At 64.8% G+C, this 12,531-nt stretch carries 8 protein-coding genes; 3 read left to right on the forward strand and 5 right to left on the reverse strand.

Going from position 1 to position 12,531, the window contains the following annotated elements; genetic code table 11:
• Positions 1–2 precede the first annotated feature (2 nt).
• Entirely contained in the window at positions 3–587 is a 585-nt protein-coding gene (locus K2O51_RS16785; RefSeq protein WP_011297044.1) for an NUDIX domain-containing protein, read from the forward strand.
• Positions 588–616: 29 nt separating this feature from the next.
• Positions 617–844, forward strand: coding sequence for a sulfurtransferase TusA family protein (locus tag K2O51_RS16790; protein WP_011297045.1), 228 nt, complete (start codon positions 617–619; stop codon positions 842–844).
• 76 nt (positions 845–920) lie between these two features.
• Here the strand turns inward: K2O51_RS16790 and galU are convergent, their stop codons facing one another.
• The gene (gene galU / locus K2O51_RS16795) at positions 921–1,817 is read right to left on the reverse strand and encodes a UTP--glucose-1-phosphate uridylyltransferase GalU (RefSeq protein ID WP_011297046.1); all 897 of its coding nucleotides are present in this window, start codon (positions 1,815–1,817) and stop codon (positions 921–923) included.
• Positions 1,818–1,932: 115 nt separating this feature from the next.
• A complete protein-coding gene (locus K2O51_RS16800) occupies positions 1,933–4,800 on the reverse strand; it encodes a valine--tRNA ligase (protein ID WP_011297047.1) in 2,868 nt (955 codons plus the stop codon).
• Between the two features lie 755 nt (positions 4,801–5,555).
• Between K2O51_RS16800 and K2O51_RS16805 the strand changes: the two genes are divergently transcribed.
• Entirely contained in the window at positions 5,556–7,916 is a 2,361-nt protein-coding gene (locus tag K2O51_RS16805) for a UvrD-helicase domain-containing protein (protein ID WP_220631413.1), read from the forward strand.
• Between the two features lie 24 nt (positions 7,917–7,940).
• On the opposite strand, the gene K2O51_RS16810 is transcribed toward K2O51_RS16805, so the two are convergent.
• The 3 genes from K2O51_RS16810 to sauS all read right to left on the reverse strand — a co-directional run bounded on the left by K2O51_RS16810 (position 7,941) and on the right by sauS (position 12,487).
• The gene (locus K2O51_RS16810; RefSeq protein ID WP_011297049.1) at positions 7,941–9,233 is read right to left on the reverse strand and encodes an MFS transporter; all 1,293 of its coding nucleotides are present in this window, start codon (positions 9,231–9,233) and stop codon (positions 7,941–7,943) included.
• 261 nt (positions 9,234–9,494) lie between these two features.
• The gene (locus K2O51_RS16815) at positions 9,495–11,024 is read right to left on the reverse strand and encodes an acyl--CoA ligase (protein ID WP_220631414.1); all 1,530 of its coding nucleotides are present in this window, start codon (positions 11,022–11,024) and stop codon (positions 9,495–9,497) included.
• Positions 11,021–12,487, reverse strand: coding sequence for an acylating sulfoacetaldehyde dehydrogenase (gene sauS, locus K2O51_RS16820; RefSeq protein ID WP_220631415.1), 1,467 nt, complete (start codon positions 12,485–12,487; stop codon positions 11,021–11,023). Before sauS ends, K2O51_RS16815 begins: the two co-directional genes overlap by 4 nt.
• Positions 12,488–12,531 lie beyond the last annotated feature (44 nt).

Consider the following 12,531-nt stretch of genomic DNA (forward strand, 5'->3'; position numbering starts at 1 on the left):
CCATGCAATACCGATTCTGCCCGCAATGCGGCGCGCCGCTCGAGGTGATGCCGCTGTCCGGGCGCGAACGCCACGCCTGTATCCAGCCGGAATGCGGCTTCGTGCACTGGAACAATCCGCTGCCGGTACTGGCAGCGGTCGTCGAGTACGAAGGCAAGCTGCTGCTTGCGCGCAATGCGGCATGGCCGGAGCAGATGTTCGCGCTGGTCACCGGCTTCCTTGAACGTGACGAGACGCCCGAGCTGGGCGTGGCGCGCGAGCTGAAGGAAGAAACGAACCTCGACACCGAAGCCGTGTCGCTGATCGGTGTCTACGAATTCATGCGCAAGAACGAGCTGATCATCGCCTATCACGTGAAGGCGAGCGGCAACATCGCGCTGTCCGAAGAGCTGGCCGAGTACAAGCTGGTCGCGCCCGAGAACATGCGTATCTGGTCGGCCGGCACCGGCTTCGCTGTCGCCGACTGGCTGCAGGCGCGCGGTTACCCGGTGCGCTTCTTCGATCGCCGCACGGGCGAGGACATCCCAGACCCGCGCCAGCCGAGTGACTTCAGCGTCCTGAACGGTTCGCTACAATATCGGGTCTGAAGACTGAAAAAAGAGCAAGGAAGAGAGGAATGGAGTTCCAGAAAGAAGTGGATGCGCGTGGCCTGAACTGCCCGCTGCCGATCCTGCGTACCAAGAAGGCGCTGGCCGACATGGCCAGCGGTGACGTGCTCAAGGTGCTGGCCACCGATCCGGGCGCCACGCGCGATTTCCAGGCCTTTGCCAAGCAGACCGGCAACGAGCTACTGTCGCACCAGGAAGTCGACAAGGTGTTCGTGTTCTACATGCGCCGTCGTTGATTGCTGACCGTCTCCCGGCCAGATAGCAGAAAAGCCGCTCTTGGGCGGCTTTTCTCATGATGGGCCCGGTGGACGCTCAGGCCATCGTGCCGTCGGCGAGGTAGGTGCCGCGGTGTTCGAGGTAATCGCGGAAACCAGCGCTGACTTCCGGGTGCTTCAGCGCGTACTCGACCGTGGCCTTCAGGTAGCCGAGCTTGCTGCCGCAGTCATAGCGCGTGCCGTGGTAGCGGTACGCCAGCACCTGCTCCTGGCTGAGCAGTGACTGGATCGCGTCGGTAAGCTGGAACTCGCCGCCCGCGCCCGGCTTCAGTTCGCGCAGGTGGTCGAAGATGCGCGGCGTCAAGATGTAGCGGCCGACCACGCCCAGGTTGGACGGTGCGTCTTCGGGTGCCGGCTTTTCCACGATGCCAGACATCTTGATCACGCCTTCATCCCATTCGCGGCCATCGACCACGCCGTATGAACGGCTCTGCTCCGGGGCGATCTCTTCGACGCCGAGCACCGAGCAGTTGTAGTGGTTGTACAGGTCCACCATCTGCTTCATCACCGGCGGCGTGCCGTCGATCAGGTCATCGGCCAGCATGACCGCGAACGGGGCTTCACCGACGAGCTTGGCGGCGCACAGTACGGCATGGCCCAGGCCCAGCGCTTCAGGCTGGCGCACGTAGTAGCACTCCACGTTGGCCGGCTTGATCGAACGCACCACGTCGAGCAGCGCCTGCTTGTTCTTTGCCTCGAGTTCCACTTCCAGTTCGAAGGCCTTGTCGAAGTGGTCTTCGATCGCGCGCTTGGAGCGGCCCGTGACGAAGATCATTTCGGTGATGCCGGCGGCCATGGCTTCTTCCACGGCGTACTGGATCAGAGGCTTGTCGACCACTGGCAGCATTTCCTTCGGGCTGGCCTTGGTGGCGGGCAGAAAGCGGGTGCCCAGGCCCGCGACCGGGAAGACGGCCTTGGTAACGCGATTTTCCATGTCAGCTATTCCTTCGGATTCGACTTGTAACCCTGCCGGATACTGCGGGGGCCGTCTGTCAGGTTCCGTCCGACGTCAGGCGGACGGAAACCGACATACCCACAGTAGTTCCCGTTCAGGCCGGCAGGCGCTGCAGTTGATCCTGCAGCTTGGCCAGTGTCTGCTCGAAATCGGACAGACGCTGCGTTTCCTGCGCCACCACGGCGGGCGGCGCCTTGGCGACAAAGCTCTCGTTCGACAGCTTGCCACGGCACTTGCCGATCTCGCCGCCGATGCGCTCGATCTCCTTCGACAATCGCACGCGCTCGGCGGCGACATCGATCTCGATCTTCAACAGCAGGTGGTTGCCACCGACGATGGCGACCGGCGCGCCAGCGCCTTCGGCTTGCAGGGTGGCGTCATCTTCGAATACGCGCACTTCAGAAAGTTTCGCCAGCGCCTGGATGTGCGCGCTCGCCTCGCGCAGGAACTCGGTATCGCCCTGCGCGTAAAGTGGAATGCGCTGCGCCGGCGAGATGTTCATTTCGCCACGCAGGTTGCGGCAGGCATCGACCACGGCCTTGAGCTGCGCGACCCATTGCTCGGCGGCTTCGTCGATCTTGGCCATGGCCGGCAGCGGATAGGCCTGCAGGGCGAGGCTCTCGGTGCCGTCGCCCTTGGCGCGGCCGGCCAGCGGTGCAACCTTCTGCCAGAGCTCTTCGGTAATGAACGGGATGATCGGGTGCGCAAGGCGCAGCACCGTTTCGAGCACGCGCAGCAGCGTGCGACGCGTGGCGCGCTGTTGGGCTTCGGTGCCGGTCTGGATCTGCACCTTGGCCAGCTCCAGGTACCAGTCGCAGTATTCGTCCCAGACGAACTTGTAGATCGCGCTGGCGATGTTGTCGAAGCGGTACTCGGCAAAGCCCTTCTCGACATCGGCTTCCACGCGCTGCAGCAGCGACACGATCCAGCGGTCGGCCTGCGAGAAGTGCAGGTAGCCGTCCGGGCCGCAGTCGTTGTTGCACGGGCCCATGCCGCAGTCATGGCCTTCGGTGTTCATCAGCACGAAGCGCGTCGCGTTCCACAGCTTGTTGCAGAAGTTGCGGTAGCCTTCGCAGCGGCCCGTGTCGAAGTTGATATTGCGGCCAAGCGTGGCCAGCGACGCGAACGTGAAGCGCAGCGCGTCGGCGCCGAAGGCCGGAATGCCTTCCGGGAATTCCTTCTTGGTCTTCTTCTCGATCTTCGGCGCGTCCTTCGGACGGCGCAGGCCCGTGGTGCGCTTCTTGAGCAGCGTGTCGAGGTCGATACCGTCGATCAGGTCCACCGGGTCCAGCGTATTGCCCTCGGACTTGCTCATCTTCTTGCCTTCCGAGTCGCGCACCAGGCCGTGCACATACACGGTATGGAACGGCACCTGGCCGGTGAAGTGCTTGGTCATCATGACCATGCGCGCCACCCAGAAGAAGATGATGTCGTAGCCGGTGACCAGCACCGACGACGGCAGGAAGTGCTTCAGTTCCGGCGTCTCTTCAGGCCAGCCCAGCGAGGAGAACGGCACCAATGCCGACGAGAACCACGTGTCGAGCACGTCTTCTTCTCGACGCAGCGCGCCGGTGCTGCCGGCGGCCTTCGCCTTGGCCTGCGCTTCTTCCTCGGTGCGCGCGACGAAGCAGTTGCCGGCATCGTCGTACCACGCCGGAATCTGGTGGCCCCACCACAGCTGGCGCGAGATGCACCAGTCCTGGATATTGGCCAGCCACTGGTTGTAAGTGCTGTTCCAGTTCTCGGGCACCAGCTTGATCTCGCCGCTCTGCACGGCGTCGAGCGCCACTTCGGCAATCGAGCGGCCCGGGTAGAACGTGCCTTCCGGCGCGGGCTTGCTCATGGCGACGAACCACTGGTCGGTCAGCATCGGCTCGATCGCGCTGCCGGTGCGCTCGCTGCGCGGCGTCATCAGCTTGTGCTTCTTGGTCTCGACCAGCAGGCCCTGCGCTTCCAGGTCGGCGACGATGGCCTTGCGGGCGTCATAGCGGTCCTGGCCGGCGTAGTTGCCGGGGGCGTCGGCAGTGATCTTGGCGTCGAGCGTCAGGATCGAGATCTGCGGCAGGTTGTGGCGCTGGCCAACCGCGTAGTCGTTGAAGTCATGCGCGGGCGTCACCTTGACCACGCCGGTACCGAATTCGCGGTCGACGTACTCGTCGGCGATCACAGGGATGCGGCGGCCGGTCAGCGGCAGCTCGACTTCCTTGCCGATCAGGTGCGCATAGCGCTCATCTTCGGGATGGACCATGACGGCCACGTCGCCGAGCATGGTCTCGGGGCGGGTGGTCGCAACGGTCAGGTGGGTCAGGCCGCCCTTGGCGTCGGCCTCGACCAGCGGATAGCGGATATGCCAGAGGAAGCCGTCTTCCTCGACGCTGTCGACTTCCAGGTCCGACACGGCCGTGCCGAGCACCGGGTCCCAGTTGACCAGGCGCTTGCCGCGGTAGATCAGGCCCTGCTCATGCAGGCGCACGAAGACCTCGGTGACCGCCTTCGACATGTCGGGCGACATGGTGAAGTACTCGCGGGTCCAGTCGATCGACGCGCCCATGCGGCGCACCTGGCGCGTGATAGTCGAACCCGACTCTTCCTTCCAGGCCCAGACCTTCTCGGTGAATTTCTCGCGGCCGAGGTCGTGGCGCGACACGCCCTGCGCTTCGAGCTGGCGTTCGACCACGATCTGCGTGGCAATACCCGCGTGGTCCGTACCCGGTACCCACAATGTGTTCGCGCCCAGCATGCGTGCATGGCGGGTCAGGCCGTCCATGATCGTCTGGTTGAACGCGTGGCCCATGTGCAGCGTGCCGGTCACATTCGGCGGCGGCAGCTGGATGGCGAAATCGGGCTTGGCCGGGTCGAACGTCGGCTGCGCGATGCCACGCTTCTCCCACTCGGGGCCCCATTTCGCCTCGATGGCGGCGGGTTCGAAGCTCTTGGCAAGGGACTGGTCTTGGGCGGTCATGCTGGGGATGTCGATGTTTGGCGTCTGGGCGATTGCAGGTCAGGTGCCTCGGCCTGCGCCTGGCGCGGCCGGGGATGCATTGCGCCAGTAAAACCCCAAATTATACGGAACGTCGCGGGGCGGGGAGGAATTCGTTCGCTTCGCGGGGGTGGGGGTCGGTATAATTTGGGGTTTGGTATTTGGGTTTGATGGGGTGGGGTGCTTGGCAGGTGCGGCTGTTTCGCCGGCGTAGCCGGCGAGTCACTTTTTGTCCGAGCGACAAAAAGTAACCAAAAAACGCGTCACCTGGCGGCTGGCCATCAACGGTACGCTCCTATGGTTCAAACGGCTTTGGTCTCGCGAGACGTGATCTTCGTTCAAGCCTGCTAACGCTATGTGAGTCAGAACCTGTGCCTGGCGCGGCACGACTTTTGAACGATCCCCAAGTTGGTCTCGGGTACAGCGTTCCAATACGGTCAGTGGCGGGACGCCTCCGGCTGCGCTGCGCGCACGTCCTAGTCAGTAGGTTGAGACCTCATCGGAGCGAATGCCGTCCATCATGCTGACCGCGCTACCGGTACCACTCCCGGTTCAGCGATTTCGAAGGAGGTGGGTCCTACGAGCTTGGGCTTATGCCCGCAGGAGACGCGCTTTTTGGTTACTTTTTGTCGCTCGGACAAAAAGTGACTCGCCGGCTACGCCGGCGAAACAGCGACGCCCGCCAAGAACCCTGCCATCCAAAAAGCCAATAACCGCCGTTCACCCTTCATTTCTGAATGTCCGATCTGCTCGCCAACCTGAACGCCGAACAACTCGCCGCCGTCACGCTGCCTGACGAGCCGGCCCTGATCCTGGCCGGCGCGGGCAGCGGCAAGACGCGCGTGCTGACAACGCGCATCGCGTGGCTGATCCAGAACGGACGGGTGTCGCCGGCGGGCATCCTGGCCGTGACCTTCACCAACAAGGCCGCCAAGGAAATGCAGACGCGCCTGTCCTCGATGCTGCCGATCAACACGCGCGGCATGTGGATCGGCACTTTCCACGGCCTCTGCAACCGCATGCTGCGCGCGCATTTCCGCGACGCGGGCCTGCCGCAGACGTTTGCCATCCTCGACAGCCAGGACCAGCTTTCGGCGCTCAAGCGCCTGCTGAAAGCGCTCAATGTCGATGACGAGAAGTACCCGGCCAAGAACCTCCAGTACTTCATCAACAACGCCAAGGAGCAGGGCCTGCGTCCTGCCGACGTGGAGGCGAACGACGACTTCAACCGCCGTTTCGTCGACCTGTACGCCGCATACGATCAGCAATGCCAGCGCGAGGGCGTGGTGGACTTCGCCGAGTTGCTGCTGCGCTGCTATGAGCTGCTACGTTACAACGACGCCATTCGCCAGCACTACCAGCACCGCTTCAGCCATGTGCTGGTGGACGAGTTCCAGGACACCAACGTGCTGCAGTACCAGTGGCTCAAGCTGCTGGCCGGCCATGGCACGCAGAATCCGGCGGCGGTGTTTGCGGTCGGCGACGACGACCAGAGCATCTACGCGTTCCGTGGCGCGAATGTCGGCAATATGCGCGATTTCGAGCATGAGTTCCGCGTGCGCAAGCTGATCAAGCTCGAACAGAACTACCGCTCGCACGGCCATATCCTCGATTCGGCCAATCACCTGATCTCGCATAACTCCCGACGCCTCGGCAAGAACCTGCGTACCGATGCGGGCCACGGCGAACCGGTGCGCGTGTTCCAGGCGGGATCGGACGGCCAGGAGGCGTCGTGGCTGGTCGAGGAGATCCGCGACCAGATTGCGCAGGGCATGAGCCGGTCGGAGATTGCGATCCTGTATCGCAGCAACGCGCAGTCGCGCGTGATTGAGCATGCGTTGTTTTCGGCGGGCATCGCGTATCGCGTGTATGGCGGCCTGCGCTTCTTCGAGCGCGCTGAAATCAAGCACGCGCTCGCCTACCTGCAATTGCTGGAGAACCCGCGCAACGATGCGGCCTTTGGCCGCGTGGTGAATTTCCCCGCGCGCGGCATTGGCGCGCGCTCGCTGGAGCAACTGCAGGATGCCGCGCGCCAGTACAACTGCTCGCTGGCCGAGGCCGTGGCCTATGTGCCGGGCGCGGCCGGCAGCAAGCTCGCCGCATTCGTCCGCCTGATCGAGCAGATGCGCGCCGAGACGCGTCGCATGACGCTGGCCGAGGTCGTGGAGCACGTGACCAATGCCAGCGGACTGATCACGCATTACCGCGGCGAGAAGGAAGGCCAGGATCGCATCGAGAACTTGCAGGAACTGGTGACCGCCGCGCAGGCATTCGTCGTGGAAGAGGGCTACGGGCTGGAGGCGCTGGCCGCGGTGATCCCGGTCGGCTTCGAATCGCGCGCGGCCCAGGTCGTGCAGCAGCTTGCCGAAGGCGACCAGGCCCAGCAGGTGCTGGACCCCGAAGCGCTGCCCGTGGTGATGACGCCGCTGGTGGCCTTCCTCACGCACGCCTCGCTCGAGGCCGGCGACAACCAGGCGCAGGCGGGCCAGGACGCGGTGCAGATGATGACCGTACACGCCGCCAAGGGCCTCGAGTTCAACGTGGTCTTCATCACCGGGCTCGAAGAGGGCTTGTTCCCGCACGAGAACAGCGCGATGGAGCAGGACGGTCTTGAGGAAGAGCGCCGGCTGATGTACGTGGCGATCACGCGTGCGCGCGAGCGGCTGTACCTGTCCTTCGCGCAGAGCCGAGTGTTGCACGGCCAGATGCGTTACCACGTGCGCTCGCGCTTCTTCGAAGAGCTGCCGGAAGAGGCGCTCAAGTGGCTCACGCCGCAGCAGCAGAGCTACGGCGGCGTGCGCCGCCAGGAACGTGACAACGCATGGGGCCGCGACTGGTTCCGCAAGCCCGAGGACGCCCCGTATTCGGGCAACAAGCCGACCGGCGGCATGGACACGGGCAACGGCTATGCCGATGCCAAGCGCGAAGCCGGCACCGGTTTCCGCGTGGGCCAGCAGGTGTTCCACAACAAGTTCGGCGAGGGCGTGATCAAGGCGCTCGAAGGCGATGGCGCGGATGCGCGGGCCCAGATCGACTTCAAGCGCCACGGCGCCAAGTGGCTCGCGCTGTCGGTGGCGAAGCTGGACCCGATCAACTGAGCGGGCCCGGCCTCGCATGCCGGATCAGGGGAAGGCCGGACGCACCTCGGCCGCCTTTTCCTCTGGCGTATCGACGGTCTTCAGCGGATTGATGAACAACGCCGCGATTGCACCGACGCCGAGCAGTCCCGCCGAAATCATGAACGGCAGGTTGTAGCTGCCCGTGGTCTCGATCAGGTAGCCGAACGCCACCGGCGAGATCATGCCGGCCAGTCCGAAGCCCGTATTCATCATGCCGCCCGCGGTGCCGGCGTACTTGCCGGCGATGTCGAGCGGCAGGCTCCACAGCACGGCGTTGGTCAGCTCCAGGAAGAAAAACGACAGCGACAGCAGGATCACGGCGTTGACCGCGTCGGCCGTGTAGGTCATCGGCACGATGAACATCAGCGAGCCGGCAAGCCCGAGGAACAGAATCGAGCCGCGCGCCAGGCGCAGGTTGCCCGTGCGTTTGTAGACGCGGTCCGACAGCACGCCGCCGAGCGTGTCGCCGACCACGCCGGCCATCAGCGGCAGCGCCGTGAACAATGCGAGCTGCTTGAGATCGAAGCCGCGCGCTTCCTTCAAGTACGACGGCAGCCAGGTCAGGTAGACCCACAGCGACCAGCCGTAGCAGAAGTCCACGAACGTCACGAGCCACATGCGCCGGAACAGGCGTCGCCATGGCGTTGCCGCCTTGGCCGAGCGCTGGCATTCGCCGCGCCGGTAGCCGATCTCCTGCAACTCCTGCGGCGTCACGCGTTTGTGCTCGTCGGGCGAATCCTTGAAGACGGTAGCGTAGAGCAGGGTCCAGCCGAGGCTGATCGCGCCGAGCACGATGAACGCTTCACGCCAACCGGCAGTCGCCACGATGGCGAGCACGATCGGCGGCGTGATCGCTCCGCCAAGTCGAGCGAAGCTGTGCGTGACGCCCTGCGCGAAGCCGCGTTCGGCCACCGGCATCCAGTACGTGAACGCACGTGTCGCGGTCGGAAACGCGCCGCCCTCGCCAATGCCGAGCACGAAGCGCAGCACCACCAGCATCATCACGCTGCCCGCGAAGCCGGTCATCACGGTGGCCACGCCCCAGATCAGCGACAGCACGATCAGCACCTTCTTGGGCCCGAACTTGTCGGACAACCAGCCGCCGAGGATCTGCATGGCGGCATACGGGTACGCAAACGCGGAGAACACCAGGCCGAGCTGCGAAGACGTCAGTCCCATCTCTTCGCGGATCAGCGGGGCGGCGACCGAGATGTTGACGCGGTCGATATAGGCGATGAAATACATCAGGCACATGACGCCGAGGATCATATGCCGGGTCTTGATGCGTTGCTTCATACCACCTCCTTTGCGCGGCTACCGCGCGTGGCGTTGACGGGGCGGCCGCCCGGCGCATTGGTCCATTGCCAAGCGCATTCGGGTGGCCGGGGCGCGGCGTCTGCCGTGCTGCCCAGTCCTTGAGCAATCTGCTGTCTGTCGGGTTACCGGATAAGTCTTGTCTCCTGTTCCGGTGCGGTGCAGTTCGATGGCCTCCTTGGCAATAGTTGTGGACCGGGATGCCGCCACGCGGACGTTCCGGGGAATAGAGGAGTCAGGTGGCTACGCAGGATCAAGCAGCTTGAGCCGCTGCACCTTGCCGGACGGACCGCGCGGCAGTTCGCTGATGAAGCGGAACTCCTTCGGCGTCTTGTAGCGGCCCAGCTCGCGCAGGCAGTGCGCGCGCAGTGCGGCGTCATCGCACGGCGTGGCATCGCGCATGACGACGAACGCGACGATCTCCTGCCCGTAGGCGGGGTCCGGCACGCCGACCGCGGCAGCTTCGAGCACCGCAGGGTGCCGCAGCAACGCTTCGTCGATCTCGCGCGGGGCGATGTTTTCGCCGCCCTTGATGATCAGTTCCTTCGCGCGGCCCGTGATGTAGAAGTAGCCATCGGCATCGCGGTAGCCGAGATCGCCCGTGCGCAGCCAGCCGTCGTGCGTGAAGGCGTCGCGCGTGACGTCGGGCGCCTTGTAGTAGCCGGCCATCACGTTCTCGCCTTGCAGGACGATCTCGCCGATCTGCCCGTCATCCACTGGCTTGCCGTCACGCCCCAGCACTCGTGCATGCGTCCCTGAGGGCCGGCCGATGCTGCCGATGCGCCTTTGTTGGGGATCGAGCGGATTGCTGAACGCGGGCGCGGCAGTCTCGGTCATGCCCATGGTCTCGATCACGCCGATGCCGAAGCGATCCTCGAACTCGCGATGGTGTTCGGGCGGCAGCGCGGCCGACGCCGAGCGGCAGAAGCGCACGCCTGCGGGCGCCTTGCCGTCGGGATCATTGAGCAAGTAGGCGATGATGGTTGGGACGACGTTGAGCCACGTGCAGCCGTGGCGCGTGATGTCGTGCCAGAACGAACTGGCTGAGAATCGCGTCGGCATTACGACTGATCCACCGTGGACCAGGGGCGCGATCGCCGTCACGACGAGGCCGTTGATGTGATACAGCGGCAGCGTCGCCAGCACGCGGTCGGCCGGGCCAAGCGCATGTTCGCGGCTGACGTTGGCGCCATTCGTCGCGAGGTTGTGGTGCGTGAGCAGCACGCCCTTGGGTGTGCCCGTGGTGCCCGACGTGTACATCAGGAGCGCGGGCGCGTCTGGCTCGGGCAATGGCAGCGGAGGGGCATCGTTCCTCACTACGGGCAGCGCGGGCAGGTTGGTGGCGTCTGGTGCCGTGATCACGACGGGCACATCGAGCTTGGCTTCACGCAGCGCCTCGCGGATCGCCGCTTCGCCGCCAGGCCACGTGAAGATGAGCCGCGTGTCCGAGTGCGCCAGGATGTAGCGCAATTGCGCTGGCTGGCACAGCAGGTTGATCGGGTTGACGACCAGCCCGCACGCCATCGTGCCAAGCAACAGCCGAGCGGTCTGTTCGCCGTTGGGCAGGTAGACCGACACGGTCTGCCCGCTCGCCAGTCCGGCTGCCGCATAGCGTTCGCAGAGCGCGTCCGCATCATCGGACAGCGCACCAAACGTGAGCGCATGGCCGCTGTCGGGGGAGAGCAGATACGGCTGGTCCGGCCATTGCGCGGCGCGCGCAGCCATCACCGTGGCCAGGCTTTCGAAGGCTTGGGGTTCGACGCGCGCGTTCATTGGCCGACCCTCGCGAAGTAGTCGCCGAGCAGTTCGGCTTCATCGGGCACGCGTTCGGCGATGGGTTCGGCAATGCGAGTGATATTGAGGTACTGGCGCCAGCCCAGGTTGTCCGAGAAGTTGTTGCCGCCCCAGGTGCCGCAGCCCATCGACAGCGAGAACGGCAGCCCGTTGTCAAAGTTGCCACCCGTTGCGAAGCAGTGCGCCTGGTTGACGATCACGCGCGCGACCGGCAGTTCAAGCCCAAGCTGCTGTGCCTGACGGGGATTGCTAGTGTGCAAGCTGACCGAATGTCCCGCGCCCATGTAGTCGTAAAGGCGCGACACGGTGTCGACAGCCGCCGCAAAGTCGGCGGCGCGGTACAGCGTGAGCACGGGCGAGAGCTTTTCTCCCGAGAACGGGAAGTCGCTGCCAACGCCGCTTTCCTCGACGAGCAGCATGGTCGGCTGCTGGTCGCGTACGCGTTCAAGTCCCGCCAGTTCGGCGATGCGCCGCGCGCTTTGCCCGGTGGCTTCGCCGGCAAGCTTGCCGTTCTGCCACATCAGCGCCTGCAGCCGCGCTTTTTCGGTCGACGTGAGCAGTACGCCACCGACTGCAGCCAGTGCCCTGAGCATGGGCTTGTAGACGGCATCGAGCACGACGAGGCTGTTCTCCGACGAGCAGCTCGTTGCATTGTCGAACGTCTTCGAGCGCACGATCTTCGCGGCGGCATCGTCAAGCGTGGCGCTGGCGTCGATGATCGAAGCCACGTTGCCCGCACCCACGCCGAACGCTGGCGTGCCGCTGGTGTAGGCCATGTGCACATTGGCCTGCGAGCCGGTGGCGACGATCAGGTCGGCCTGCCGCATCAGTTCCGCCGTGGCCGCTTTCGAGACTGGCGAGCGCAGCATCTGCACGAGATCGGCCGGCAGTCCCGCCCTGGCGAACTCCGCGTGGATGAACGACAGCAGCAGCTCGCACGTGCCCTGGCCCTTAGGCGATGGCGCGACGATCACACTGTTGCCGCACTTGAGCGCGTTGATGATCTTGTTGGCTGGCGTGGCCCCCGGATTCGTCGACGGCGTGATGGCCGCCACCACGCCGACGGGACGTGCGATTTCGGTGATGCCGGTTTCCGCATCCTGCGAGATCACACCGACCGTCTTGCGGCTGTGCAGATCGCGCAGCAGCCCCAGCGTCTTGCGGTAGTTCTTGCGGATCTTGTCCTCGACATTGCCAAGCCCCGTGTCGGCCACGGCGCATTCGGCGAGCCGGCGGTTGCGCGCGGGCTCCATGATCGCCCAGGCGGCCGCAGCCACGGCGGTGTCGATGGTGGCCTGGTCGGCACGCGCGAATTCTCGCTGCGCGTGCCTGGCCCGCGCGACAACCTCGGCCACGGTCTGAGCCGGGTCGCGATCGCAAGTTGCGGCTAGGGACAAATCGGGATTGTTGGACTGCCGGTGACGCAGTATTTGCACACTCATGGATCGACTCCGCGGTTTGGACAATGGGGTCCGGCGGCTTCCGC

Source organism: Cupriavidus pinatubonensis (assembly GCF_019602855.1).
GTDB classification, from domain to species: Bacteria; Pseudomonadota; Gammaproteobacteria; order Burkholderiales; family Burkholderiaceae; genus Cupriavidus; species Cupriavidus pinatubonensis.

What these genes read in the sequence shown, in the direction of transcription:
- K2O51_RS16785 (WP_011297044.1), top strand. Translation starts at nt 3, where the DNA reads ATGCAATACCGATTCTGCCCGCAATGCGGCGCGCCGCTCGAGGTGATG.
- K2O51_RS16790 (WP_011297045.1), top strand. Translation starts at nt 617, where the DNA reads ATGGAGTTCCAGAAAGAAGTGGATGCGCGTGGCCTGAACTGCCCGCTG.
- galU (WP_011297046.1), bottom strand. Translation starts at nt 1,817, where the DNA reads ATGGAAAATCGCGTTACCAAGGCCGTCTTCCCGGTCGCGGGCCTGGGC.
- K2O51_RS16800 (WP_011297047.1), bottom strand. Translation starts at nt 4,800, where the DNA reads ATGACCGCCCAAGACCAGTCCCTTGCCAAGAGCTTCGAACCCGCCGCC.
- K2O51_RS16805 (WP_220631413.1), top strand. Translation starts at nt 5,556, where the DNA reads ATGTCCGATCTGCTCGCCAACCTGAACGCCGAACAACTCGCCGCCGTC.
- K2O51_RS16810 (WP_011297049.1), bottom strand. Translation starts at nt 9,233, where the DNA reads ATGAAGCAACGCATCAAGACCCGGCATATGATCCTCGGCGTCATGTGC.
- K2O51_RS16815 (WP_220631414.1), bottom strand. Translation starts at nt 11,024, where the DNA reads ATGAACGCGCGCGTCGAACCCCAAGCCTTCGAAAGCCTGGCCACGGTG.
- sauS (WP_220631415.1), bottom strand. Translation starts at nt 12,487, where the DNA reads ATGAGTGTGCAAATACTGCGTCACCGGCAGTCCAACAATCCCGATTTG.